This window comes from Hydrogenovibrio sp. 3SP14C1, from assembly GCF_029625905.1.
GTDB lineage: Bacteria > Pseudomonadota > Gammaproteobacteria > Thiomicrospirales > Thiomicrospiraceae > Hydrogenovibrio.
Map to the genome: position 1 here is coordinate 15,110 of NZ_JARTLM010000006.1, position 24,743 is coordinate 39,852.

Below are 24,743 nucleotides of genomic sequence, written 5' to 3' on the forward strand. Positions count from 1 at the left end.
TCTTAAAAAGTTGGTAATGAAAGGTTTAATACGGATTCAAGCTAGAGAGATGGTTTATTCTCAAGTAGAATAGCTCCATTCCATTTTTTGTGAAAAAGGTTAAGAGAAGTTATGTCAATCACCGCAGTTTATCCTGGTACATTTGATCCCATCACCTGTGGACATTTTGATCTGATTGAACGTGCCGCCCGGTTTTATGATCGCTTGGTGATTGCGGTGGCAGATAATCGTAATAAAACGTCATTATTCTCGTTGGAAAAACGGGTGGCGCTTGCGAAAGAAGTGACAGCGGATATACCGAATGTTGAAGTGATTGGGTTTAGCGGATTGCTGGTCGATTTTGTCAGAGAAATTGACGGTAATGTTTTGTTGCGAGGGTTGCGAGCGGTGTCCGATTTCGAGTATGAGTTTCAGCTTGCCTCAATGAATCGAAAGCTAGCACCAGAAGTCGAGACGATGTTTATGACGCCTGCGGAGCAATATGCTTTTATTTCATCTAGCTTGGTCAGAGAAATTTCCGCGCTGGGAGGCGATGTCTCGGATTTTGTTCACCCAGTGGTTGCAAAAGCGCTGAATGAAAAGCTCTCTTGACTTAGCTTTGTTTGCAACGCTTCGCTAAGAAGCGTCTTATCTGGACCGATTCTCTTAATCTTGTGGGCTTTTCCGGCGCCATAAGCCATTTTCTTTAATCATTGGATATTGTGCCCAATGCGCAAATTCTGATCGCGTAATGCAGTCAGAGGTCTTTTTTGCCTGCCCCGCAATTTGTTTGAAAATGACATAGTCTTTTGACGGTTTTTGACTGCGTGATTCATCGACAATTTGTCGCATCGACCAATCCTTTCCGACCTTACCATTACTATAAATCTCTCCAAGTTGTATGTCTTCTGGGGCAAGATGGGTTGTATGGGCATTTAAGTTAGCCAGTTCAAAGATACGCTTTAATTCATGCTCATTAATATCGACGAAAGAATCAATTTCTTTTAAGGCGTGAATAAAGTCTTCATGCGACAAATTTTCATGAGATGGATCGCTTGGGTAAGAACTTTGTTGAAAAGAGGCTGGGTAACGACGCCAATGGAAAAGCGCATTAAAAATCATCGCCACCACGAGAATGGACAGTACATTTAATAGCACTGGTGTGACTATAAATTGATACCCCAATGCGTGAATACTTTCCCCCCCAATGGCTGCGGTTAAGGCTGTGGCTCCGCCTGGAGGATGAATGCATTTAAGGTAATACATCGCTAAGATTGCTAAACCAACCGCGGAACTTGCCGCTAAGATGGGTGGGTCAATCAGCAGTGCGCAGCTCACACCAATGAAAGCGGAAATGAGATTACCGCCCACCAGTGGCCAAGGTTGAGATAGAGGACCATGTGGCACAGCAAACAATAAGACAGCAGAAGCCCCCATAGAAGCCACCAAGGCGACACTGGCAGAGAGCTCTAAAAAGGCGCGGCTGATCAAAAGAATCAGTAGAATCGACAAAAAACCGCCTAGGGCAGAAATGAGTTTTTCATGATGGCTAGCCTGAGTCTGGTTGATTCCCCAAAACTCTTTGAATGAATGCAGTTTGCTTCGAATCATAAACTTTTGGACCCTGTTTTAAGCGGTATAAATAAGAAAAATAACATGATGCTGACAATTAAACAATTACTTCATGACAAAGAACTGTGAATTTATGGAAATGTTGCGTCATGGACTTTTCTGTTTTATACTTCGATATGTATTTAAGGTAATAACGAGAATAACCTCTAATGTCTTCTGAGCAATCATCCGAACAATTAGTGCAGTCATTTTTAATGGGCAGTAAACAATCCCAGTCAGGACAGCGTCGTTTGGATTTGTTAAATAAAATTGACGCGCTAGGCTCTTTATCAGCAGCGGCCAAGGCATGCGGTATGAGTTACAAAGGTGCCTGGCAGGCCGTCGAAGCGATGAATCAATTATCCGGTGTGCCATTAGTGACTCCTCAGAAAGGGGGCGCAGGCGGGGGCGGAATGGTTCTGACACAAGCAGGACGCTCTTTGGTGGCAGCTTATCAATTATTCAACGAACAGATGCAACATTGGTTGAGAGAATTGGAAACAATGTCTCCTGATGTGCTAAGTCAGCTAGATTTAATGAGGAAGATTTCGATGAAAACCAGTGCTAGAAACTTATTCCATGGTTCTGTGACAAAAATTGAAAAAGGTGCTGTGAATTGTGATGTTACCTTAGCGATAGGGGGCGGCAGTGAAGTTGTTGCACAGATTACGCGAGGAAGTTTGGAGCGGTTGGCGCTAGAAGTCGGCTCTGATGCCTATGCTTTAATTAAAGCAAGCTGGGTCATCTTGATGGAACCGCAAAAAGGTGCGTTCAAAACAAGTGCCAGAAATCAATTCTGCGGTTCCATCATGAAGATAGACGTCGGTGAGATCAACAGCGATGTTTCCATTCAGCTGGAAGGCGATCAGGCTATCTCTGCCATTGTCACTAATCAAAGCGTTGCAAGCTTAGGTTTGGTGGCGGGGCATCGTTGCTGTGCTTTGGTTAAAGCCAGTCATGTATTATTGGCCGTTTCGGATTAAAATTTTTTACATTTCGATATGTACCAAAGGTAATAAAGATTAATTTAAGGGAGGTTAGGATGAAAAATTTGATTGGTTGGGGGAGTCTGGTCGTGAGCATATTGTTCAGCACTGTGGTTTATGCTGAAAGTGCAACCATTGCAGTGGCCTCAAATTTTACCAAAACAATTGAAGTCATTGGGCAGGCTTTTGAGAAGGAAACCGGGCATCAGATTAGGTTTTCTTTTGGCCCGACCGGCAAGTTGTATGCCCAGATTAAAAACGGCGCACCGTTTGATGCGTTTTTCGGTGCAGATGAACGCCGTCCAAAAAAGACCATTGAGGATGGACTTGGCGTTAAACAAAGCTATTTTGTTTATGCACAAGGTCAGATTGTTTTATATAGCGCAAAATACCCTGTCGATAGCCAACCGATTGAGGTTTTAAGGTCGGCTGATTTTAAACACTTGTCTATTGCCAATCCTAAAACAGCACCTTACGGAGAAAGAGCAGTGGCTTTTCTAAAGAAAAAAGGGCTTTATGAGCACGTTAAATCTAGAATCGTCAATGGAGAAAGTATTGCTCACGCTTTTCAATATGTGGCGACGCATAATGCACCGATTGGCTTTGTTGCCATGTCTCAAGTGGTCGACCCCAAGAGCCCAGTTTACCAAAAAGGTGCTTATTGGGTGGTACCAGCTTCAGATTATGCCCCTATTAATCAGGGCGCTTTGGTTTTGAAACGTGGCGAGAACAATGTAGCTGTTCAGGCTTTCATGAACTTTATGAAAACCCAAAAAGCAATTACGATTATGAACCGTTATGGCTATAAGGTGGATTAAAGAACGCGGTATAATGCGTTCAAAAATAGCCAGGCCTGGTTATTTATAAAGGATTTTGGTTTTCTAAAATAGGATTAAAGCAGGGAAGAACATGCTTGAACTTTTCGGTACAGAAGTCAATTTAGCGCCTATTTGGCTAACGCTTGAAGTCGCAACGATGACGACTTTGATTCTACTGGTGGTGGGCACCCCTTTAGCTTGGTGGATGGCTCAAATGCGTTCTTCCAATAAGGTGTTGCTGGAGGCATTGGTCGCTTTGCCTTTAGTGCTGCCGCCCACGGTATTAGGGTTTTACTTGTTGATTGTCTTTAATCCAACAGGCCCAGTAACAGAGTTCCTTCGCTGGTTTGGTTTTGAAGGTCAACTGACCTTCAGCAAAACCGGCTTGGTTATCGGATCGGTTTTTTATTCATTACCTTTTGCCGTGCAACCTTTGATGCATGCTTTTGAAGCGATCCCTCATCGTTTACTGGATGCAGCCGCCACTCTGAGAGCCTCTTTTTTAGATAGATTTAGAACCATAGTCTTGCCATTATCTCGGCGAGGTATTCTGATTGCTGCAACTTTGACGTTTGCGCACACCGTGGGGGAATTTGGTGTGGTCTTAATGGTAGGCGGTAATATTCCTGGTGAAACGCGTATGGTTTCCATTGATATTTTCGATCATGTGGAAAGTATGGAATATACTCAGGCGCATCTGCTATCCGGCATGATGTTGGTATTCTCCTTGGCTGTTTTGATGTTGGTCTATGGCATGAATCGACGTTTTGGCGTTAAGGTAGGATGATCTGATGAAGCAATCGATACAGATGCAGGGCAATCTCCAACTCGAGTTGGGTCACTTTAAACTCGATACGGGTCCTTTCGATTTTCCTTTGCAGGGCATTACGGTTTTGTTTGGTCGATCGGGAAGTGGTAAAAGTACATTGCTGCGAGCAATTGCTGGACTGGATAAACGAACGAATGGTGCTTTACAAGTAGGGGGTGCCGTGTGGCAGGTTGGAAAAAGTCATGTAAAAACTGCTTCTCGAGATATTGGTTTTGTGTTTCAAGATGCTGCCTTATTTCCGCATATGACGGTGCGTGAGAATTTGTTATATGGTCTTAAACGCTTGCCTAAAAGTGTGACCCCGATGGATTTTGATTCCTTGGTAGATAAAGTCGGTATTCGCGATAAATTGGATCGCGCCGTGACCTACTTGTCGGGTGGGGAGCGTCAGAGAGTGGCAATTGCGCGCGCATTGCTCATGCGCCCGAAGTTGCTTTGTATGGATGAACCGCTCTCGGCGTTAGACTGGCAAGCCAAGGCAGAAATGTTAACGCTGCTGGAAAATCTTATTGCTGATTATGGTATTCCGGTGTTGTATATTACCCATGTGCCTGCAGAGGTTGAGCGCTTAGCTGATCGGGTGGTGTTTATGTCGAAAGGCAGAATAGAGTCGGTCGAATCGTTACAAGAGGCTTTGAATCGAGTTGATTCTCCTTTGTTTGATGAACAGGGTGCTGTATCGGTCATTCAGGCAAAGATGTTGTCACCAGAACATGGCCTAACCCCTGTGCAACTCGGTCAGGATACGCTTTGGCTCTCCGGCCCGGCTTTATCAGACAAGAGTGCTGTGCGAGTTAGGGTGTTGGCAAAGGATGTCAGCCTGGCATTGTCAGACCCGCAAGCTTTGAGCATTATTAACCACCTTGAAGTCACCATTGTGGAATTGATCCCGCAAGGGTCACATCGTTTATTAGTGCGATTGAGGCTAAGAGATGGTCAAAATTTGTTTTGTGAAGTGACACAGCATTCAGCTGACCGCTTAGCGCTGAAGCCAGGCTTGGTGGTTTTTGCATTAATCAAATCTGTTGCGGTCACCAATTAAATTAATGACAATCGTCAAGCATGTTGTTGCTCTTTAATGATTGAAATAATTTCGGCCACATTGATCGGTTTGGTGAGGTATTTATCGAACCCTTGGGTGAGCCCTTTTTTTACATCTTCTTTCATGGCATTTGCTGTTAAAGCATAAAGCTGGGCTCCTTGGCTCATCAGTTCAGGAATGGCTCTTAATATTGGCAATGCCTCATCGCCATTCATGCCTGGCAAATTGATATCGACGAAGACAATATCAGGCAGGGTTTGCTGTGCTTTGACAATACCATCTTCCGCATTGGCTGCAATGACCAGTTCACAACCCTCAAGCGTTTCGATGATATTGGCCATCAGTTGCATGTTGGCTGGGTTGTCTTCGATATACAATATTTTTAAGCGTGTTGTATTTGGCGAATCGCTTTTCAAAGCAGGTTCATCAATCAAAGTTTCTGTTTTTGAAGAACATTGTTCTAATGACTTTGAGTCCATGTCATTTGCGATTGGAATCTCGAACCAGAATTTAGAACCAACCCCTTCCGTACTTTCGAATCCAACTTGACCGTGCATTTTTTCTATAAGGTCTTTCGTGATGGCTAGTCCGATTCCTGTGCCTTCAATGGTTGAAGTTTCATGACCCAGTCGGTTAAATGGCTGGAAGAGTTTTTTCTGATGTTTTTCAACGATACCATAGCCAGTGTCCTGGATATTAATCCTAATGCAATCCTTTGACAAAGCGGAATTCTCGTGTGATTTTTTTTCAGCGAATAGGGTGACTTCGCCATATTCACGATTATATTTGATGGCATTTGTTAAGAAGTTTACTAATACTTGTTTGAGACGTAAGTGATCAGCGATTACAAAAAAGTTACAGTTAGATTTTTCAGCAATATTGATTTTGATATGATGCTTTTCAGCCGCCGTGTGAACCATTTGTAAGCATTCTTCTACAACTGGTTTGAGCTCAGTTTTTTCAATTGAGAGTGAGATCTTACCCGCTTCTATTTTTGCCAATTCCAGTAAATCATTAATCAAATGCAAAAGATGTTCGCCACTGGTGGAAATGTTTTTTAATTGTTTTTTCTGTTTTTCCGATAAATCAGAAAGCTCTAGTAACTGCGCGAAGCCGATAATTGAATTTAAGGGCGTTCGTAATTCATGACTCATACCAGATAAAAATTCTGACTTGGCTTGGTTTGATTTTTCAGCGACCAGTCTTTTTTCTTCAGCATCTTGTTTGGCTTGTTCAAGAGAGTGTTCCAAGTTAACACGTGCGGTGATGTCTTCTCGAATAGACAAATATTCTTTGATATTTCCGGCTTTATCCAGCAGAGGCATGATGTAAGACATCACATAATAGGTTTCCCCATTTTTTCGTAGGTTTTTTATTTCACCCGACCAGATTTTTTTGGATTGTATGGTTTTCCAGATATCTACAAACGTACTTTTAGGCATGTCGGGGTGGCGAACAATATTGTGAGAATTTCCAATAAGTTCTTCTTTTGAATAGCCACTTATCTGACAAAAGTTGTCATTGACATAGAGTATCGTGCCTTGCGGATCCGTTTGGGAAACAATTAAGGTCTGGTCTATGGCTTTTTGTTGATAATTAATCGAGTAGATCAGCTCGTTGATTTCAGACAATAACAGATTGAAACGATGTTTCATCTGTCCAATTTCATTGTTCTCAAAAATTTCTACTTTCTGGTCAAACGCTTTGCTTTGAATGATTTCACTCATAACATGATCTAATCGACTGATTGGTTTGATGATTTCTTTACGCATCATGGCTAGTAGCATCACACTCAGGCCCAGCAAGATAATGAAAATAAAAGCAAAGACGATAATGTAGTTTTGGGTATTTTGCCAAGCTTCTGATTGGAGGACTTGATTCGGTTCAGAAACGACAATGGCAGCTTTAATCTTGCCTTGGTTATCAAATAAATTATGGGTGTAAAGGACCTGATGTTTTTGAAAATGCAAAGTATTATTGAGTAAGTCTCTCTCCGTAAAAGAGAGATTTTGTAGAGACTGTGTGTCATAAATCGGATTGTCATCCTGTACAAACTCTACTGGGGTTTCATTATCAGGTCGAATCGCTTTATAAATCGCAAACTGAAACCCGGATTGGTTCATGGTTTCTAGGATAGAGATGAAGCTTTGGGAAACGCTGATGAATCCAATCACTTCTTCTGGGTCGTCATCGGCAAAAGCAGGAATCATATCGATAAGCCGGTAATTGGTGGAAGCACCGCCTATGTCGATTCCGCTGACATTTTTTCGGGTTTTCATTACTTTTTGAATCAGGTTGTGTCCCGTTAAATCCTGATTGTAACTGGGAATGTCGTAGCTTCTAATTAATGTGCGGCCATCTGCTGTAATGATATGCATACTAATTTGTTTAAATCGCGTCCATCGGGCAAATTTTTGTCGAGTGTTTTGTAATTCTTTAATTAAGAAATCACGGTCTTCAAAGGCCATTGCTTTTTTGAGTTGGCTATTGTTCACGTATGAGAGGTTGATGGCCTGACCGACGTCAAATTTCTTTTTAATTTGCTCATCCAATAGGGTAGAGATGACTTCACTGAAGTGTTCTTCAGCTTGCTTAAGATGAAACTGGTGTAAAAAGAAAGAAGCAGCGCTAAACAAAATAAATAAAATGACAAACAGCCATAGAATAAGCATGAACGGTTTTCGTAGCAAAGAGGACTTATTTATCATAGTGTCAGAGGCTTATTTTTATTATGGTTAACGAAAGCTTAGTTTATCGAATTGTTCATTGAACTTTATTTAAAGTTTTTATACCCTTTTTATTTTCTTAATCACACACTAATAAAAGGGTTTTGTCTTGAGCCAAAAATAACCAGGCCTGGCTTTGTGTTATAACCATCTGACTTTAAAGAGTTCTTTGATGGCCGATAAGATGAATGTTGGCAGGGCCGCGATAAAGAAAGTCATGACCAGGTGTTGTAGCTGAAGAGGCGTCGTTCCCAAAGCTAAATTGCCGAAAGGTGTATAAACCATGAGAATGGACAGCATTCCAGACGCAAAAACTGCCAATAGTAAGAGTCGGTTAGTAAAAGGGTTGCGTCGATATAACGTCGAGAATGTTCGGGCATCAAATACATGAAATAATTGGCCAAATATCAATGTCATGAACGCAAGCGTTTGGGCATATTCTACTGTCTTGCCGATATCGAGCGCATACTCAAACATCCAGAAGGTGAAGATCCCCATAACCAGTCCTCGGGCGATAATTCGAGTTCCTAGATTATCAGCAAAAAAACTGTCTTCCCGAGCACGAGGCGGGCGAGCCATGACATCGTTTTCGGCAACATCCACTCCTAAGGCTAAGGAAGGCATGCCGTCACTGATGAGATTGACCCACAAAATCATTAAAGGGGCTAAGGCGAGAAGAGGGTCGCCCGTCATTAACAAGAAAGCAAATAGAATGGCGGACACTTCACCGACATTGGCGGTCAGGTCTTGACGGATGAATTTACGGATATTGTCATAAATTCGACGACCTTCTCGAACGGCCGTTACTATGGTCGCAAAATTATCATCAAGTAAAATTAAATCAGCGGACTCTTTTGCCACGCCAGTGCCGGTATTGCCCATAGCGATGCCGATATCTGCTTTGCGTAAAGCAGGAGCATCATTGACACCATCCCCTGTCATAGCAACCACTTCTCCCTGGCTCTGAAGCGCGTTGACGATGCGTAATTTATGCTCTGGGGTAACACGGGCATATACAAAGGTTTTGCTTACCAGCTGTCTAAGCGCATCATCTGATAAGGTGTTTAACTCCGATCCGGTGATGACTATGGCGTCAGCCGAGTCAATGATGTGCATTTTGTGTGCAATGGCACGGGCGGTGATGGCATGGTCGCCGGTAATCATCACCACTCTAATGCCGGCTTCATGGCACTCTTTGACCGATTGGGTCGCTTCAGGTCTAGGTAAGTCCAGCATGCCATGCAGGCCGGTGAATGTCAGTTGGGTTTCAAGCTCTTCCTGAGGAAGATGAATCTGGTCGTCAGACAAAGATCGGTAACCAATGGCAAGGGTTCTTAATGCTTGAGAGCCAAAATCGTGAATGACGTCATTCACAAGGTGTTGGTTGCTGGTGGCATCCAAATGCTTGTCTTGAAATTCGATGATTTCAGAGTGGTTTAGCAAGACATCCGGCGCGCCTTTAACGATGAGTTTGTAGTTTCCATTGGCCTCTTGTATGACGACGCTCATCATTTTTCGTTTGGGATCAAAAGGAAAGGTGGCGATTAGTTTTTGCTGTTGCAGTAATGTCTCTTTATCAATATCGGCTTTAGCCGCTGCGACCACCAGAGCGCCTTCAGTTGGCAAGCCTTGGATAAGGTAGTGACCTTCCTGTTCGACGAGTTGCGCCTCACTACACAATGCCGACATTTCTAACAGGTGTTTTAAATGGGGGTGACGTAGCGGGTTCACGACTTGTTGTTGGTTATCGCTAAAATCACCAATAGGGCGGTAACCTTCTCCTTGGATATGATAATGTTCGCCGCCAGCCCATATCTGAACGGATTGCATTTTATTTTGCGTCAAAGTGCCTGTTTTATCAGAGCAGATGACCGAGGTGGAGCCTAATGTTTCAACCGATGCCAAGTATTTCGCTAAGGCGTTATTACGCATCATGTGGTTAGCACCTAGCGTTAAAACGATGGTCACAACGGTCGTCAGGCCCTCAGGAATGGCTGCGACGACCAGAGAAATGCTGGTATCAACCATGCCAGAAAGATTGAGTCCTTTATAAAACCCGATGCCGACAATGATTGCAACAATAAAAAGTGCTGACCAGATAAGGGTTTTCGATAAAGCATGAATACGTGTTTGTAAGGGGGTGAGTCGATGTTGTGTGACCTGCATTAAGCGAGCGATCTTTCCCACTTCTGTTTTCATGCCGGTCGCCGTTACGATTCCAATGCCTTTTCCGTTATGAATAGGCGTACTCATGAAGCCCATATTGAGTTGGTCGCCTAACGTTAAATCAGATGACTCTATAGTGGATGTATGCTTTCTTATTAGATTCGATTCACCCGTGAGGGCCGATTCGTCCACTTCAAGTTGTGTTGTTTCAATTAGGCGGCAATCTGCGGGAATAATATCTCCCGTTTTCAGGAGGATGGTGTCTCCCGGTACAAGCTGTACTGCGGGTAGCTCTTGCCAGCCCCCGTCTTGCATGACATGACATTTTGGTGCAGACATACCTTGTAGGGCATCAATGGATTTTTGAGCTTTATATTCTTGAACAAAGGTAATTGAGGCGTTGATGAAAATGATGGTGCTGATGGCAATCGCATCAATATGGTGGCCTGTGTAAAATGACAGCAGTGCGCCTAATGCGAGAATGATCAGTAAAGGGTTTTTGAGTTGAGTAATGAAAATACGCAAGGCCGAGGCATGTTCGGCCTGGTGGATTGTGTTCAGCCCATAAGATGTTTGACGTTCTAGTCGTTGAGCTTCAGACAGGCCTTTTGTCGTATCCGCTTGTAGGGTTTTAATGACGGAATCGCTAGACTGATTGAACCATTGCATAATGTCATTCCCAATTGAGTGATTTTTAGTTTGACATAATTTGTGCCGAATTCAAATAGTGATTTCTTGAGTGACAGTATTTGTTATCGGGTTCGAGTGGTTAATGCAAATGGTGCTTGAATGAGAGTTTGATTTTTGCGTGTGATGAGAACGGATAAGTGCCAGTCCATTTTGTCATTGGTACAGAAAGCCAGCATAGATTGTCCTTCATAGAGATTAGGTTGGTCTTTTACAGGTGTCAAGGTAACGCGGTTATAGCCCATGTACATATTCTGGCCGGTAATGTCCAACTCTACCATTTCTGCTTGAATGTCGGTTAGCTTAACGCGAACGTTTAGCATTCGAGCCACTCGAATTGGTTTGGGTTCGATGTCTAAAGTGATGGATTTGTTTTGGACTGAAGTGGTACAAGCAGAGGCATTTAAATCACAGGAGGAATTAACGGACCATTGTATGAGTTTTTTATCAGTAGGCAAAAAATCAGAGTTGCACCCTGAAAGAACGATGGAGACAAGCAGCAGGGGCACTAAAACAAACAGTTTCGGTAAATGACATAATTTAGCAAAGTGCATATTTTTCGTCTCTAAATCTCAAAAAGAGTTTTTCAGCCATATTAATGCTTTTTAAACCCCTACTCAATTTTGGGGTGCTAGAAATACCCTCAAGTCATTTTATCTTAACAGTTGATTCAGTTTACTTTTGACAATTTGAGCAAAAGTAAGCCGCTCGTTGATTTAGAACAATTTTTTCAATCGCCGAGTCACACAAAGGGCAAGGCAACCCCTCTTTGCCATAGACATTTAATTTTTGTTCGAAATAGCCTGGTTTGCCATCAGGCGTTAAGAAATCTTTTAAAGTGGTTCCGCCTTGTTCAATCGCCGCACTTAAAACCGTTTTGATATGACCCGTTAATTGGGTGGTTTCTTTTATAGTTAAACTGTGTGCTGGTCTGGTAGGGTGTATACCGCTTAAAAAAAGCGACTCATTCGCATAGATGTTTCCAACCCCCACCACAATATGATTATTCATGATAAACGTTTTGATTGCCGTTTTACGACCTTGCAGCTTTTGGAAAAGATAGTCCGCGTTAAAATCATCTGTTAAGGGTTCAGGACCGAGTGCTTTCAGTAAAGGATGTTCTTGTAGAGGCTTATCTGTCCATAGCCAGCTTCCGAAACGTCGGGGGTCGTGGTAGCGCAATAAAAAGCCATTGCCGAGTATCAGATCTATGTGGTCATGTTTGATGGCGGGTTCTTGTTGCGGAAGCACTCGCAGGTTGCCCGACATACCTAAATGAATAATTAAATGTCCTTGAGTGGTTTCTAAAAGAAGATATTTAGCGCGACGCCTGACACTTAAAATGACCAGGCCTGGAAGTTTTTTGACCAGGTTCTGCTCTACTGGCCATCGAAGTTTCCCGTTGCGGATAATAATTTTTTGAATGGTCTGGCCTTCAACCTTTGGTTGAATGCCTTTTCGGGTGGTTTCCACTTCAGGTAATTCTGGCATGCTTATTTCTTAGTTTTTATAGAGAAGTCGATATTTTAAAGAAGTTTGGATGAAATGACACTGGGTTATCGTTTTTTGTTTCATCTTTAAATGTAGGCGGCCGATAAATTAAATAAGGGCACTCTATATAGAGAGGGAGAATCTTTAAAATGACAGAACAAAATTATTATGTTGATTGCGATGATTTAGGGTATTGCGTTAAAAACTCAGAAGGAACCATTGCGAGTTTTGCAATGATTGAAGATGCTTATGCTGCCTTACGAGAATTTCAATCGAAAAATTTTCCAGAAAACTGGGCTAAGATTCCACCGGCAATGCAGTTGGTGAAACTACGTTGTTATGGTGAATGAGTTAAAAATATTTTAAACATTTCTTGTTTGAATAAAATGCTGTTAAATAAGTAAAATTATTCATATAATGTTTATATGGATATTCATGGAATTTCAGTTTGTGCTTATTTGCGTAGACTTATTTTATTGATGTCATTTTTCTTTTCGGTTAATGGCTATGCAGCCCCACAATCGAAAATACCCTCTCCTGATTCTCCCACGCTTTTGTCGGTTCAAGTTAACTGGAACCATCAATTCCAATTTGCCGGGTTTTATGCCGCCCTTAAACAAGGGTATTACCAAGATGCGGGATTGAGAGTGACTATTAAGGATTGGCGGCCTGGGGTTCGTGTGCTTGATGAAGTGTTATCGGGGCGTGCCGATATTGGTGTCGGTTACAGTTCGATGATTGCCGATTACGCCAAAGGTGCCCCCATTAAACTCATTATGAGTTCCTTTCAATTTTCTCCTATGGTTTTGCTTTCCCATAAACAGATTAATGATCTCACTGAGCTCGATGGTAAAACGGTGATGCATTACAGAAATTTGCAAATTCTGGGGTTAATTGATAAAGCCAGTAGCGTAGTGAAACACCCAATTATTTCTGTGGATTCTTCCGGTAATTTACAAGATTTTATTGATCATAAGGTTGACTTGTATGGCGCCTATGCCACCAATGAACCGTTTCGTTTAAAACAACAAAACAAGAATTTTTTTGTGGTTGATCCTAAATCATTTGGCATACAAAGTTACGGCGATTTAGTTATTACGTCAGAGTCTTTCGCAGCGAAGCATCCAGATTCCATTCAAAAGTTTAAAACCGCCACGGTAAAAGGTTGGGAGTATGCCATTTATCACCAAGCTGACATGGTGGACTATATTATGCAGCACTACCCTGTCGTGAAATCACGGGAGGCTTTGTTGAATGAAGCGATGATAACGACGCGTTATGTCAAATCTGGATTGGTTCCGATTGGACAGATCGAACCGGCCAAGTTATTGGCGACTGCAGCCGAGGCAAAAGAAGTCGGGCTGATTTCTCAAAAAGAATTTAATCAGTTGAATATGGAACAGTTTATTTTCAACGCGTCGAAGTATGCCTATACAGCAGAAGAGTTGGCCTATTTAGCGGAGCACCCTGTTATTAAGTTGGCCAATGATATTGACTGGGAACCATTCGAGTTTATTGATAAGAAGGGGCAATATCGAGGGATTGCAGCAGATTATTTTGCATTGCTGGGACAAAAATTAGGCGTTACTTTTGAGGCTCAAAAGAATTTGAGCTGGGTCGATGTGCTATCTCAAGTTAAAGCAGGCAAGTTAGAGATTTTTTCATGTGCGGTTGCGACCCCTGATCGCAGGAAATATATGCGGTTCACTAAACCTTATTTGTCTTTTCCAATGGTGTTGGCGGGAAGAAATGATGTATCGTTTATTGAAAACTATGAAGCTTTAGAAGGCGAAAAAGTAGCCGTGGTCAATGGGTATTGGTCACATGAAACTTTAAAACAATATTATCCGGGCATAGAATTGGTGGTCGTTGACTCGGTTAAAGAAGGTCTGGAGGCAGTGATGGATGGCCGTGCTAAAGTGTATTCCGGGAATTTAGGGGCAATTAATTTTGCGATTAACCAGTACGGATTAACGGGTATTCATGTCGTAGGGCAATCAAGTCACCGGTTTGAGCTCGCGATTGGTGTGAGTAAGAATAATCCTATTTTGTTTAGCATCTTACGAAAAGGCTTGGCATCCATTACGGATGAAGATCGTCAGGCCATCTTTAATAAATGGATTCAACTGGAAGTTGTCAATAAGTTAGATCGTAAACAGTTGATTGAAATGGGTAGCGTCATCTTTGTCATTATCATAACGTTGTTGTTTTTCTTATTGATGTTTCGCTATCAAAAAAATCGGCAACAAGCTTATATTGAAAAAATTCATGAGCTGACTTATGCCACCTTAATCAATATGGAGACGTTAAAATTTGACTGGGTCAGTGATTCATTTATACGATTGGTAGGGTATAGCCGTGAAGAAGTAGAAGATATACGTTATCTTGATTTGGCAACAAGCCGTTTATCTCAAGAAGAGCAGAATGCTATTTTAAAACAATTAAATTCCGGCCAGTCTTGGAAAGGTGAAATGGAAGGACGTGCAAAAGATGGCAGTTCTTATTGGGTTGAATTGACATTAACGCCAGTGCAAGATGTGATGGGACACATTAAGCAAGTATGGGCAACCCGGGTTGATATTACGGACCGAAAACGCAATGAGCAGTTATCGATAACGGATGAGCTGACAGGGTTGTATAATCGGCGTTATTTTAATCTGCTGATTAAGCAAGAAATCAACCGTGCTAAACGAGAGAAAAGAAGTCTCTCCGTTGCCATGATGGACATTGATTTCTTTAAGAAGATTAACGATACTCGTGGACACCAAGAAGGGGATGAAGTTCTTAAGCAAGTGGCGGATGTTTTCCGATCATCTTTTCATCGTGCTACTGATTTTGTATTTCGAATGGGGGGAGAAGAGTTTTTCGTCATTTCTTTGTTCAAGAGTGAAGCCGAATTTCAAACCTATTTAGAACAGTTCTGTTTAAGAGTGCAAGCGCTTGGCATCGAAAACAAAGCCTCGTCAGAAGGGGTGTTGACGGTTTCCATTGGGGCTGCTTATTGTGAGGCAGAGGCGCTGGAAAGTTCAGAAGCACTTTATAAAACAGTCGATCAGCGCTTGTATCAAGCGAAGCAATCGGGACGAAATAAAGTCGTCATGGCAGACTGAAAAGGTGAGCGTTTGGTTCGAATAATGAAGCATTAAATAGATTTTAGGCATAAAAAAACCCAGCCTTTTGAGCTGGGTTTATCATTTAAGTTATGGTAAAACTTATTTGATTTTAGCTTCTTTAAAGAGAACATGTTTACGCAAAACTGGATCATACTTTTTGATCTCAAATTTACCAGCCATGTTACGCTTGTTTTTATCCGTAGTATAAAAATAAGCGCTTTCTGTCGATTGAAGTTTAATTTTATCGCGCATGTCGGGCTCCCTTAAACTTTCTCACCACGTGCACGCATTTCTGCAAGCACTGACTCAATACCATTTTTGTCGATAACACGCATTCCAGATGTTGAAAGGCGTAGTTTTACAAAACGGTTTTCGTTCTCAACCCAAAAACGGTGAGTTTGTAGGTTTGGTAAAAAACGACGACGAGTTTTACGATGAGAGTGGGAAACATTGTTACCGACCACAGGCTTTTTACCTGTTACTTGGCATATTTTAGACATTTCTCAATTCCTCTCAAAAACGGCTAGTTATTAAAAACTAACCACACATTAAAAATATTCGAATATTTCTATGTTAAAACAGCCTAATCAAGACTGTGAAAAACAAGAAGCGGAATTATCCATAAAATAGAATAGAAAAGCAAGCCATATCGCAAAGTAATTCAAGATTAAATCGTTTATTCAGAGCGGATTTTCAATGAAACCGTTTTTGAAAGCATTCTGCTTGAGTGATTTACAACAACCCTTCTTGAGTGAAAGAATACCAGCGACCATGATCTCCAAGGATAATATGATCTAGGCAACGTGCTTCAATTAACTGCAATCCCTGTTGAATCTGATGGGTAAGATCTTTGTCGGATTGGCTGGGCGTTGGATCGCCAGAAGGGTGGTTGTGTGCCAGAATGACGGCTGCTGCGTGGTGCTCAAGAACCGTTTTCAACACTTCACGAATATGAACAGTGGCCTGATTGATGGTGCCGGTAAACAAAGGCATAAATTGAATCAGTTGGTTTTGTTGATCGAGTAAGACTAGACCAAAGGTTTCCCGCGATTGATTGCCTATGTGATGTTGAAGCAAACGCGCCACTTTTTCAGGCTGGGTTAAAGCTTCTCCTTTTTTTAGACCGGACTCAAAATGACGGCGAGACATTTCCAAAACCGCTTTGAGCTGAACATATTTTGCCTGCCCCAATCCTTTTGCTTCACAGAACTCGACTTCATCTGCTTTCAATAACACATCCAAACTACCAAAGTGGTCGAGTAAATCCTGTGCGAGTTCCACCGCACTTTTCCCTTTCACGCCGACGCGTAAAAAGATGGCTAATAATTCCGCATCTGATAAATGAGGAGCGCCAAACTTCAACAGTTTTTCTCTTGGGCGGTCATTTTCGTGCCAATCGGTTATTGCCATGTTTTTACTAATTTTTTGGTAAGATATCGCCATCATAATTAAAAGGGATGCCACTGGCAATGTTTAAACTTGAAATGCGCGTTCGCGACTATGAGTGTGATTTACAAGGCGTGGTCAATAACGCGGTTTATCAGAATTATTTTGAGCACGCGCGCCATGAGTTTTTGTTGGCCAATAAAATTAATTTTCCTGCTTTAGCCGAGCAGGGCATTGATTTAATGGTGGTGCGGTCTGAAATTGACTATAAAGCCTCGTTACGTCCACACGACCATTTTTACATTACGGTGGAAATGATTAAAGAAGGGCGGGTTAAAGTCATTTTTTTACAAAATATTTATCGATCCGATGGCACCTTAATGGTGTCTGCAAAAACGTATGGCGCGACCGTTAAAAATGGTCGGCCAGTTCGATTGGTTGAAGAATTGGCGAGTTTGGTGGCAGGATGAAAGTTTTACTCGGTGTGACAGGGGGCATTGCTGCTTATAAATCACTGGAGCTGGTGCGTTTGTTTGTGAAAGCAGGGCATCAGGTACAGGTGGTCATGACGGCGGGTGCCAAGGAGTTTATCCAACCGTTGTCGTTTCAAGCGCTGTCCGGCAATCCTGTTCGTGACCAACTGTTTGACGAAAACCAAGAAGCCGGAATGGGGCACATTGAACTGGCGCGTTGGGCTGACTTGGTTGTGATTGCACCTTGTTCGGCGGAAACTGTGGCAAAATTGAGAATGGGACGCGCGGATGATTTGTTGATGACATTATGTCTGGCAACGGATCGTCCAATGATGCTGGCACCAGCGATGAATCGTTTGATGTGGTCAAATGACGCTACCCAAGAAAATATCGCGATGCTTCAGCAAAGAGGGATGGAAATTATTGCACCGGCAGAAGGTGAACAAGCGTGTGGTGAGGTGGGGGCTGGGCGGATGCCTGAACCGGAAGCGATTTTTGCACAAGCAGAGCGTTATGTAGCAGAGCAGCAAAAAAACGCCCAGGCCTGGGCAGAATTAAGTCCTTTTTGGCGAGGTAAACATCTTTTAATTACCGCAGGCCCAACGTTTGAAGACCTAGATCCCGTGAGATTTATCGGCAATCGTAGCTCTGGAAAAATGGGATTCGCCATTGCTGAAGTGGCTCATAAGCTGGGGGCGCAAGTGACGCTGATCGCCGGTCCTGTGGTATTGAACAGTTCTCCTGACATTTCAAGGGTCAATGTGCGTTCCGCACAGCAGATGTTTGAGGCGGTGCAGTCTCGTTACGCCAAACAAGATGTTTTTATCAGTGCCGCGGCAGTCGCTGACTTTCGCCCAGCCAAGCAATCAATTCAAAAAATAAAGAAAACGACCGATCAAGAAGAGATGACGTTACAGTTGGTCAAAAACCCTGATATTGTTGCTTGGGTTGCCCAGCAAGAAAACAAACCCTTTGTGGTCGGGTTTGCGGCTGAAACTGAAGATGTGCTAAGTTATGCACAATCCAAGTTGAAACGTAAACAATTGGATATGATCTGTGCCAATCAAGTTGGAGGTAATTTAGGGTTTGAATCCGAGCAGAATGCTTTAACACTGATCACCCGTGATACCGTTGAGGCATTGACGGCTTCGAATAAAAAACAACAGGCATTAGAATTGTTAAAATTCATTGCATCGCTTAACCCCCTTTAAGGTGGCATCGTTCATATCACTATGTACTCAACCTAACTCAGGAGTAAGACATGTATCAAATCAAACAGGCTTTTTTAATTTTTATGCTAGGTGGATTTTTATTGGCAGGTTGTTCTTTTAACGAACCGACCGAAGCCTCCAAACGAGTGATGTTGGTAAAAGACTTCAACGTGACGAACTGCGAAAAACTAGGTGATACGGTCGTTAGAGTGAAAGATTCTTTGGGGGGTGTTAAGTTCTCCGAAAAAGAAGTGCAAGAAGAGTTGATTGTCATCGCTAAAAACGACGCTGCGAAAATGGGAGGCGATTCGATTGTGGCGGTATCAGATGTGAAAGGTGGCGTACAAAAGTTTGCTATTTTTCGTTGTCAAAAATAAGGCATTTTCGGTTCTAAATTAACGACCGGTTTCGCTCAGGCGAGCTCTGCCAGTGTCGAAGGTCATTAGCAATAAACCTAATTAATGTAAGCCTTTATGAAGATTGATTGGGGTACCTGTTTGGTGTCTTAAATTTAGGTGTATAATACTTGGTAAAAAACCTAAAACGACTGGTGAAGCCAGCCACTAGAGTTGCCAGAATGAAGCCTGAACCCATAACGCCAGACCTAAAAAATGATTTTATTAATAAGTTATCTAATCATTTAGACAACCTATTGTCAGAGATTCGTAGTTTAAATGTTAAGACAACATTTGGTTCAGATCTTCAACCGTTTTATTACGTTCTTGAATCCTTGTCCTATGTGTCTAGGTCTTACGGCTCGGCCTCTTTTTCAAAAATTCTCAAACAATTAGAAAGTCTCATTTGGCGTCCCAAGGCATTACTGTCTCTTGCTGAAAAAGCAGACTTTATTGCTTCGCTAGAAGCGTTGAAAGAGACTATCTTTGAGGATAAAAATACTCAGCCAAGTGCGCTCCTTTCCCCTCGTATCTGTTTCTATGGCATTGAACCCGAAGAGATTGAAACCGTTTTACAAAACACGTCTGAATTGTTTTTGCGTTATCGCGTGTTCTCTTCGTTAGACGCACTTAAACGTTTAAAAAGCGATGATATTTTAGTGTTTCGGTTAACCGAAGAAGAGCAACAAACAGTCGCTTGTATTCACTCTTTAACGTCGCTGGTTTTTTCAGTCGATCAGGCTATTTATCTTTTGCCAGAAGAAAGTCTCGCCAGTCGATTAAATTTGGCATCTCAAGGTGTTGAGAACCTTTTTATTTGGCCGGATGAAGCCTTTTATTTTCGTCGTTATTTTTATCACCTCTATCATCGGGCATTACCCGTCTGCAAGCCTTTCAAGGTGCTTTTTGTCGGGGTGTCAGAACGGAGTGAAGAACTTTGTGCTCGTTTACAAGCGTTTGGCGTGGACATGCGTCATGTCGGCGATAGTGTGACGGTTCTGGAAAACTTGCAGCAAGTCTCCCCTGATTTGGTGATGATGGACGCTGAAGAAGACGAGTTTGATGTCCAGGCGTTAAGTACCGCCATTCGACAGCTTCCGAATGCAAAACGTTTAATGGTGCTTAATTATCAAACCATTCCAGAGCGTTTAAGACGATTTAACCGTTTAGCGCATTTTGAAGCCGACATTGCGGTTTCAAAATTGCAAACGGTGGACGAAGCCTGTGCTGAGGTGTTGGCGCGTCTGGCGCATCAGCGAGATGTTGTGTTTTTATCGTCTGCAACCGACGATGCACTTCAAAAAACAGCCGACTTTAAAACCGGGCTAGATTTCCATAACATTGTATCGGTGACCGATAAACACGGGCGTATTATTGAAGTTAATGATACGTTTTGCCGAATCAGTGGCTATTCACGTGATGAACTGCTCGGACAGGATCATCGAAAAGTCAATTCAGGCATTCATTCAAAAACCTTTTTCAAAGAAATGTGGCAAACCATTTCGGCTGGTCACGCTTGGACGGGTGAAATTTGTAATCGTGCCAAAAACGGTACTCTCTATTGGGTTGAATCGAGTATTTTGCCAATTTTAGACTCCCATGGATACCCGCAAAAGTACATTTCCATTCGAACCGATGTAACGCATTTAAAGCAAACCGAGCGTAAGTTGACTGAAGCTCAAAACCTGGCAAATTTAGGCCATTGGGAAGCGGATTTGATAACGGGCGCGCTGGAATGGTCAGATACTATTTATGAGATTTTCGGGTTTGATAAAGCGCACTTTTCACCCAGTGTGGAAGCCTTTAAAAAAGCGATCCATCCAGAGGATGTTGAACTGGTTGAGGACAGTGAGCGTGAAGCGGGCATTACAGGGATTCATAACGTGGTTCATCGTATTGTTCGACCAGATGGTGAGATACGTTACGTACATGAACTGGGCCAAGGGCATCGTCAGGATGGAAAATTGGTACGAATGTCGGGAACGGTTCAAGATATTACCGATTTAAAAGAAGCGGAAGCAGCGCTAAAAAAGAGCGAACAAAGACTGAATGTAAGCCAGCGCTTTGCAAATATTGGAACCTGGGATTGGAATATTAAAACCAATGAGCTTTTTTGGTCTGAGCGTATCAGCCCATTATTTGGGGGAGAGCAAGCAGAGCTGGAAACCAGTTATGATAGCTTTTTGAATGCCGTGCACCCCGAGGATCGCCAGAAAGTCATTGAAGCAGTGACAAACTGTATTGAACACGGAACCGAATACGATATAGAGCATCGAGTGATCTGGCAAGATGGTTCTGTGCGATGGATGCAGGAGTTGGGTGATACCGTTCGAGATCAAGACGGCAATCCAACGAATATGCTTGGGGTGGTTCAAGATATTACCCGTCGAAAAGAGGCGGAAGAAAATTTGATTCAAGCACTTGATCGAGCGGAAAAAGCCGATAAAGCCAAATCGGAATTTTTATCGAGTATGAGCCATGAATTGCGGACGCCATTAAATTCAATCATTGGGTTTTCTGATTTATTAAGTATGGCGAACTTGCCGGAAAAGGAACAGCATCAAGTGGACCATATTTCTGAAAGTGGTCATCATTTATTGGCTTTGATTAATCAACTTTTAGAATTGTCAAAAATTGAACAAGGGGAAGTGGAACTTAAGATGGCCGATGTGAGCTTGGAGGACACGGTTCATTATTGTCTGTCGACGGTTGACCCAATGGCGCAAAAATATTCGGTGGAGTTGGAAAGGCCGGACTGGGAAGATTTTAATTATCATATTTACGCGGATGAAATTAAGTTTAAACAGGTGATGTTGAACTTTTTATCGAATGCGATTAAATATAATCAGCCAAAAGGCAAAGTGACTTTGTCTGCCGAGTTAATTGCTGGAGATCACATTCGTATCTTAGTTTCGGATACAGGATGTGGTATTCCAAAAGATAAACAGGCTAATGTATTTAATTCGTATGATCGGTTAGGGCATGAATCGTCTCCCATAGAAGGCACGGGTATTGGTTTGAATATTACGCAACAGTTAGTCTTTCTGATGGGAGGTGAAATTGGCTTTTCCAGTGAAGAGAATAGAGGGGCCTGTTTCTGGGTAGACTTTCCGTTATTCAACATCACGCAAGACAATTTTCAGCAAGATAAGCCCGTTGAACAGAATGTTGAGTCAGATGCTTTGATGAAAGTGTTGTTGATCGATAATCAGCCTCAAAATATGCATGTTATGGCTAGATTGGGTAAAATTGGAGAGTTGATGGAACTGAAGGTGGCGCCTGATTTAGAGCTTGGAATGAGCATGGCTCAAACCCTGAAGCCCGATATGGTTTTTGTGGGGATGAGTTTGACAAAGGAAACTGCACAGACGGCGGTCTCTAATCTAAAGCAGCTGTCCGCTTTTAAAGAAAAAAAGGCTTATTTTGTGACAATCAATCATCCTGATGTGGAGGGGGTTGATGGCAAGCTTTCATCTCCTTTGGACGAAAAAGCAATACAAGTGTTGATTCATAAGGTACAGGAGTCAAGAAAATCATGACACAACTCTATGATGCTCGGGTTTTGGTGTTAGATGACCAGCAAGTCAATTTGGATCTTGTCATGGATCTTTTGACACTGGAAGGTTATGAAAATATTGAACTCTTGAATAATCCACTCCAGTTAAGCACCGTTCTGGAATCTCAAACCATTGATCTGATTTTGTTAGATATCAATATGCCTATCTTGGATGGATTTGCTGCTTTGGCGATGATTAAACAACATTATCAAGACCAGGATATCCCGCCTGTTGTGATGTTAACGGCGCAGAATGATCAAGAGAATCGTCTCAGAGCGTTAAAAAGTGGTGCCAGTGATTATGTGATGAAACCTTTTAATCGTCACGAGTTACTCAAACGGATTGAAATTCAGCTTCAAAACTGGCAAATGAAAATGATGTTGAAAGAACAAAATCGACTGCTTGAACAAAAAGTACAAGAGCGTACGCAAGCATTAGAAGATGCGCATCATGAAATTATTTATCGGTTGGGACGCGCCGCAGAATATCGAGATAATGAAACAGGCAATCACGTCAAACGCGTTAGTTACTTTTCAGAGTTGATCGCACTTAAAGCGGGCTTGGATAAAAAAGAAGCGCACATGATTCGAATTGCCTCTCCGATGCATGATGTCGGTAAGATTGGTATTTCAGACACGATTATGATGAAGCCTGGCAAACTTTCAAATGAAGAGTATTTGGAAATGCAGCGTCATGTTGAAATAGGGGGCGAGATTTTGGAAGGCCATGATTCCGATGTCTTAAGGACGGCTTATGAGATTGCATTAACACATCATGAAAAATATGATGGCAAAGGCTACCCCAAAGGATTGTCTGGAAAAGATATCCCTGTCTCAGGGCGCATCGTTGCCATAGCAGATGTTTTTGATGCGTTAACGTCCGAACGCCCTTATAAAGAAGCTTGGCCTGTTGAAAAAGCGGTGCATTTGATTCAGTCTGAAAAAAATAAACATTTTGACCCTGAGTTAGTGGATTGTTTTCTCGCTGTACTGCCAGAAATTATTAAAATTAAGAAAAAATATTCTGATAAAACAAGTGGTTAATAATTGTTTCCTAATTTGTTTTATTGTTTAGTTCTCCTTGCATCGTCGGCAGTACAGTTGTTAAACTGATTTAAATTCATATTTCGTTAAGGAGAGCCATGATGCGATTATCTTCTTTATCTTTGTCCACATTTTTATCTATTCCGTTTATTTTTTCGCAAGCCCAAGCTTCCAATCAATTGGCCGGGGGTGTTTGGTTTAACTATAACCAGTCGTTTCATTCCGGTGCGAACGAACCCAATAACGGCACCATTGGGGATGAAGCCTTAATTCTGTATGCTGATGGTCAAGCCGATGAAGGGCAAGGCAATTGGTCTTACTCCGCAGAATGGCGAATGGGGCCGGGCAGCTTTACCGACCCTGATAACAACTCAACTGGTGACCAATCAGGGATGCATAAAGCCTGGGTGGGATTTGACTTCAATGATTCTTATAAGTTGATTGTCGGGAAAAGCCAAGTGCCCTTTGGCTGGAAGACTTATAACTTCTGGCCTGGTGATATGTTGCAAGGTGGTTATGGCGATCAAATGGATGTAGGTCTTAAGCTGCAAGGTAAAGCCACTAATCTCCACTATGATGTGGCTTACTATCATCAAGATGATTGGGGGAAAACCAGTACCGATACCATGGATGATAATCGACATTGGGGATCTTCAACCACCTATCGAAAGGTTCAAACCTGGGTGGGAAATCTTGATGTTAACTTAACGAAGAATCACACCGTTGGGGCGGCCTTACAGGCTGGAAAGCTACAAGACTTCAGTTATACGAATAGTAATGATGGTAGTAAAGTTGATGGGGATCATTCTGCTTTAGTTGTTTACTATAAAGGAACATTTGGAAAGACTTTCTTAAACGGGGAAGTTATTCAAGCGCAACGTAATTTACCTGAAAATTATGCAACCAGCAACGGGTTGGAACGTAAGGTTGAAAATACACGTTATGCCTTTGAAGTCGGGCGTTCCAGTGGGAATTGGACGTATTATTTGGATGCTTCTTGGGCTGATCCTCAAACCAAGGGCAATGATGCCAATCTTGTCGCCGCTTATGCGCCCGGCATTAAATATAATTATGGTCCGGGTTGGATTTATGCAGAGTATTTGACGCAAGACGGTTATATTGATCGGAATGGTACGGTCGGTAAAGGCGATTTCAATGCGCTGTATCTAACAATGGACTTTTACTTCTAGTCACCGTTTTCATATTGACAGTAACCCCCTTTTTTACAAT

21 protein-coding genes are annotated in these 24,743 nt (G+C 42.3%); 13 read left to right on the forward strand and 8 right to left on the reverse strand.

The annotated features are described in order from the left end of the window. The first annotated feature begins 111 nt into the window (after positions 1-111). Positions 112-591 carry a pantetheine-phosphate adenylyltransferase gene (gene coaD, locus P8629_RS06090; protein ID WP_278165239.1) on the forward strand — a complete coding sequence of 160 codons (480 nt, stop codon included), beginning with the start codon at positions 112-114 and terminating at the stop codon, positions 589-591. 54 nt (positions 592-645) lie between these two features. On the opposite strand, the gene P8629_RS06095 is transcribed toward coaD, so the two are convergent. Next, positions 646-1,590, reverse strand: coding sequence for an HPP family protein (locus P8629_RS06095; RefSeq protein WP_278165240.1), 945 nt, complete (start codon positions 1,588-1,590; stop codon positions 646-648). Between the two features lie 170 nt (positions 1,591-1,760). Here P8629_RS06095 and P8629_RS06100 point away from each other — a divergent pair, with 170 nt between their 5' ends. The 4 genes from P8629_RS06100 (at position 1,761) to modC (ending at position 5,265) form a co-directional block, all read left to right on the forward strand. Beyond that, positions 1,761-2,573, forward strand: a complete 813-nt coding sequence (locus P8629_RS06100; RefSeq protein WP_278165241.1) for a TOBE domain-containing protein — start codon at positions 1,761-1,763, stop codon at positions 2,571-2,573. Between the two features lie 59 nt (positions 2,574-2,632). Beyond that, positions 2,633-3,394, forward strand: a complete 762-nt coding sequence (gene modA / locus P8629_RS06105; RefSeq protein ID WP_278165242.1) for a molybdate ABC transporter substrate-binding protein — start codon at positions 2,633-2,635, stop codon at positions 3,392-3,394. A 91-nt stretch (positions 3,395-3,485) separates the two neighbouring features. After that, the gene (gene modB / locus P8629_RS06110; protein WP_278165243.1) at positions 3,486-4,181 is read left to right on the forward strand and encodes a molybdate ABC transporter permease subunit; all 696 of its coding nucleotides are present in this window, start codon (positions 3,486-3,488) and stop codon (positions 4,179-4,181) included. Between the two features lie 4 nt (positions 4,182-4,185). Continuing rightward, a complete protein-coding gene (gene modC, locus P8629_RS06115) occupies positions 4,186-5,265 on the forward strand; it encodes a molybdenum ABC transporter ATP-binding protein (protein WP_278165244.1) in 1,080 nt (359 codons plus the stop codon). A 14-nt stretch (positions 5,266-5,279) separates the two neighbouring features. Here the strand turns inward: modC and P8629_RS06120 are convergent, their stop codons facing one another. The 4 genes from P8629_RS06120 to mutM form a co-directional block, all read right to left on the reverse strand. Continuing rightward, on the reverse strand, positions 5,280-7,937 hold the full coding sequence (locus P8629_RS06120; RefSeq protein ID WP_278165245.1) for an ATP-binding protein: 2,658 nt from the start codon (positions 7,935-7,937) through the stop codon (positions 5,280-5,282). A 195-nt stretch (positions 7,938-8,132) separates the two neighbouring features. Beyond that, complete coding sequence (locus P8629_RS06125) at positions 8,133-10,826, reverse strand: cation-translocating P-type ATPase (RefSeq protein ID WP_278165246.1); 2,694 nt, start codon at positions 10,824-10,826, stop codon at positions 8,133-8,135. 83 nt (positions 10,827-10,909) lie between these two features. Further along, entirely contained in the window at positions 10,910-11,398 is a 489-nt protein-coding gene (locus P8629_RS06130) for a hypothetical protein (protein ID WP_278165247.1), read from the reverse strand. A 121-nt stretch (positions 11,399-11,519) separates the two neighbouring features. Continuing rightward, positions 11,520-12,335: a bifunctional DNA-formamidopyrimidine glycosylase/DNA-(apurinic or apyrimidinic site) lyase gene (mutM, locus tag P8629_RS06135; RefSeq protein WP_278165248.1), complete on the reverse strand. Its 816-nt coding sequence runs from the start codon at positions 12,333-12,335 to the stop codon at positions 11,520-11,522. Between the two features lie 149 nt (positions 12,336-12,484). Between mutM and P8629_RS06140 the strand changes: the two genes are divergently transcribed. Both P8629_RS06140 and P8629_RS06145 read left to right on the forward strand, forming a co-directional pair. After that, a complete protein-coding gene (locus P8629_RS06140; RefSeq protein WP_278165249.1) occupies positions 12,485-12,685 on the forward strand; it encodes a hypothetical protein in 201 nt (66 codons plus the stop codon). A 129-nt stretch (positions 12,686-12,814) separates the two neighbouring features. After that, the gene (locus P8629_RS06145; protein ID WP_278165250.1) at positions 12,815-15,445 is read left to right on the forward strand and encodes a diguanylate cyclase; all 2,631 of its coding nucleotides are present in this window, start codon (positions 12,815-12,817) and stop codon (positions 15,443-15,445) included. 102 nt (positions 15,446-15,547) lie between these two features. Here P8629_RS06145 and rpmG read toward each other — a convergent pair whose 3' ends face one another. The 3 genes from rpmG to radC all read right to left on the reverse strand — a co-directional run bounded on the left by rpmG (position 15,548) and on the right by radC (position 16,858). Then, positions 15,548-15,700, reverse strand: coding sequence for a 50S ribosomal protein L33 (gene rpmG / locus P8629_RS06150; protein ID WP_011371336.1), 153 nt, complete (start codon positions 15,698-15,700; stop codon positions 15,548-15,550). An 11-nt stretch (positions 15,701-15,711) separates the two neighbouring features. Then, a complete protein-coding gene (gene rpmB, locus P8629_RS06155) occupies positions 15,712-15,948 on the reverse strand; it encodes a 50S ribosomal protein L28 (protein ID WP_278165251.1) in 237 nt (78 codons plus the stop codon). A gap of 232 nt (positions 15,949-16,180) precedes the next feature. Further along, complete coding sequence (radC, locus tag P8629_RS06160) at positions 16,181-16,858, reverse strand: RadC family protein (protein WP_278165252.1); 678 nt, start codon at positions 16,856-16,858, stop codon at positions 16,181-16,183. Positions 16,859-16,917: 59 nt separating this feature from the next. Here radC and P8629_RS06165 point away from each other — a divergent pair, with 59 nt between their 5' ends. From P8629_RS06165 to P8629_RS06190, 6 genes are all read left to right on the forward strand, one after another. Continuing rightward, complete coding sequence (locus P8629_RS06165; protein ID WP_278165253.1) at positions 16,918-17,304, forward strand: acyl-CoA thioesterase; 387 nt, start codon at positions 16,918-16,920, stop codon at positions 17,302-17,304. Continuing rightward, the gene (gene coaBC / locus P8629_RS06170) at positions 17,301-18,518 is read left to right on the forward strand and encodes a bifunctional phosphopantothenoylcysteine decarboxylase/phosphopantothenate--cysteine ligase CoaBC (RefSeq protein ID WP_278165254.1); all 1,218 of its coding nucleotides are present in this window, start codon (positions 17,301-17,303) and stop codon (positions 18,516-18,518) included. The genes P8629_RS06165 and coaBC overlap by 4 nt, the downstream gene beginning before the upstream one ends. A 50-nt stretch (positions 18,519-18,568) precedes the next feature. Next, complete coding sequence (locus P8629_RS06175) at positions 18,569-18,895, forward strand: DUF4156 domain-containing protein (protein ID WP_278165255.1); 327 nt, start codon at positions 18,569-18,571, stop codon at positions 18,893-18,895. Between the two features lie 149 nt (positions 18,896-19,044). Then, on the forward strand, positions 19,045-22,452 hold the full coding sequence (locus P8629_RS06180) for a PAS domain-containing protein (RefSeq protein ID WP_278165256.1): 3,408 nt from the start codon (positions 19,045-19,047) through the stop codon (positions 22,450-22,452). Beyond that, positions 22,449-23,513, forward strand: coding sequence for an HD domain-containing phosphohydrolase (locus P8629_RS06185; protein ID WP_278165257.1), 1,065 nt, complete (start codon positions 22,449-22,451; stop codon positions 23,511-23,513). Before P8629_RS06180 ends, P8629_RS06185 begins: the two co-directional genes overlap by 4 nt. 98 nt (positions 23,514-23,611) lie before the next feature. Next, entirely contained in the window at positions 23,612-24,703 is a 1,092-nt protein-coding gene (locus P8629_RS06190; protein ID WP_278165258.1) for a hypothetical protein, read from the forward strand. Positions 24,704-24,743 lie beyond the last annotated feature (40 nt).

Coding starts and splice junctions, on each gene's coding strand:
- mutM (WP_278165248.1), bottom strand. CDS start 12,335: ATGCCAGAATTACCTGAAGTGGAAACCACCCGAAAAGGCATTCAACCA.
- rpmG (WP_011371336.1), bottom strand. CDS start 15,700: ATGCGCGATAAAATTAAACTTCAATCGACAGAAAGCGCTTATTTTTAT.
- modA (WP_278165242.1), top strand. CDS start 2,633: ATGAAAAATTTGATTGGTTGGGGGAGTCTGGTCGTGAGCATATTGTTC.
- radC (WP_278165252.1), bottom strand. CDS start 16,858: ATGGCAATAACCGATTGGCACGAAAATGACCGCCCAAGAGAAAAACTG.
- rpmB (WP_278165251.1), bottom strand. CDS start 15,948: ATGTCTAAAATATGCCAAGTAACAGGTAAAAAGCCTGTGGTCGGTAAC.
- P8629_RS06175 (WP_278165255.1), top strand. CDS start 18,569: ATGTATCAAATCAAACAGGCTTTTTTAATTTTTATGCTAGGTGGATTT.
- P8629_RS06190 (WP_278165258.1), top strand. CDS start 23,612: ATGATGCGATTATCTTCTTTATCTTTGTCCACATTTTTATCTATTCCG.
- P8629_RS06130 (WP_278165247.1), bottom strand. CDS start 11,398: ATGCACTTTGCTAAATTATGTCATTTACCGAAACTGTTTGTTTTAGTG.
- P8629_RS06120 (WP_278165245.1), bottom strand. CDS start 7,937: ATGCTTATTCTATGGCTGTTTGTCATTTTATTTATTTTGTTTAGCGCT.
- P8629_RS06140 (WP_278165249.1), top strand. CDS start 12,485: ATGACAGAACAAAATTATTATGTTGATTGCGATGATTTAGGGTATTGC.
- P8629_RS06165 (WP_278165253.1), top strand. CDS start 16,918: ATGTTTAAACTTGAAATGCGCGTTCGCGACTATGAGTGTGATTTACAA.
- coaBC (WP_278165254.1), top strand. CDS start 17,301: ATGAAAGTTTTACTCGGTGTGACAGGGGGCATTGCTGCTTATAAATCA.
- P8629_RS06145 (WP_278165250.1), top strand. CDS start 12,815: ATGTCATTTTTCTTTTCGGTTAATGGCTATGCAGCCCCACAATCGAAA.
- P8629_RS06185 (WP_278165257.1), top strand. CDS start 22,449: ATGACACAACTCTATGATGCTCGGGTTTTGGTGTTAGATGACCAGCAA.
- P8629_RS06125 (WP_278165246.1), bottom strand. CDS start 10,826: ATGCAATGGTTCAATCAGTCTAGCGATTCCGTCATTAAAACCCTACAA.
- coaD (WP_278165239.1), top strand. CDS start 112: ATGTCAATCACCGCAGTTTATCCTGGTACATTTGATCCCATCACCTGT.
- modB (WP_278165243.1), top strand. CDS start 3,486: ATGCTTGAACTTTTCGGTACAGAAGTCAATTTAGCGCCTATTTGGCTA.
- modC (WP_278165244.1), top strand. CDS start 4,186: ATGAAGCAATCGATACAGATGCAGGGCAATCTCCAACTCGAGTTGGGT.
- P8629_RS06095 (WP_278165240.1), bottom strand. CDS start 1,590: ATGATTCGAAGCAAACTGCATTCATTCAAAGAGTTTTGGGGAATCAAC.
- P8629_RS06100 (WP_278165241.1), top strand. CDS start 1,761: ATGTCTTCTGAGCAATCATCCGAACAATTAGTGCAGTCATTTTTAATG.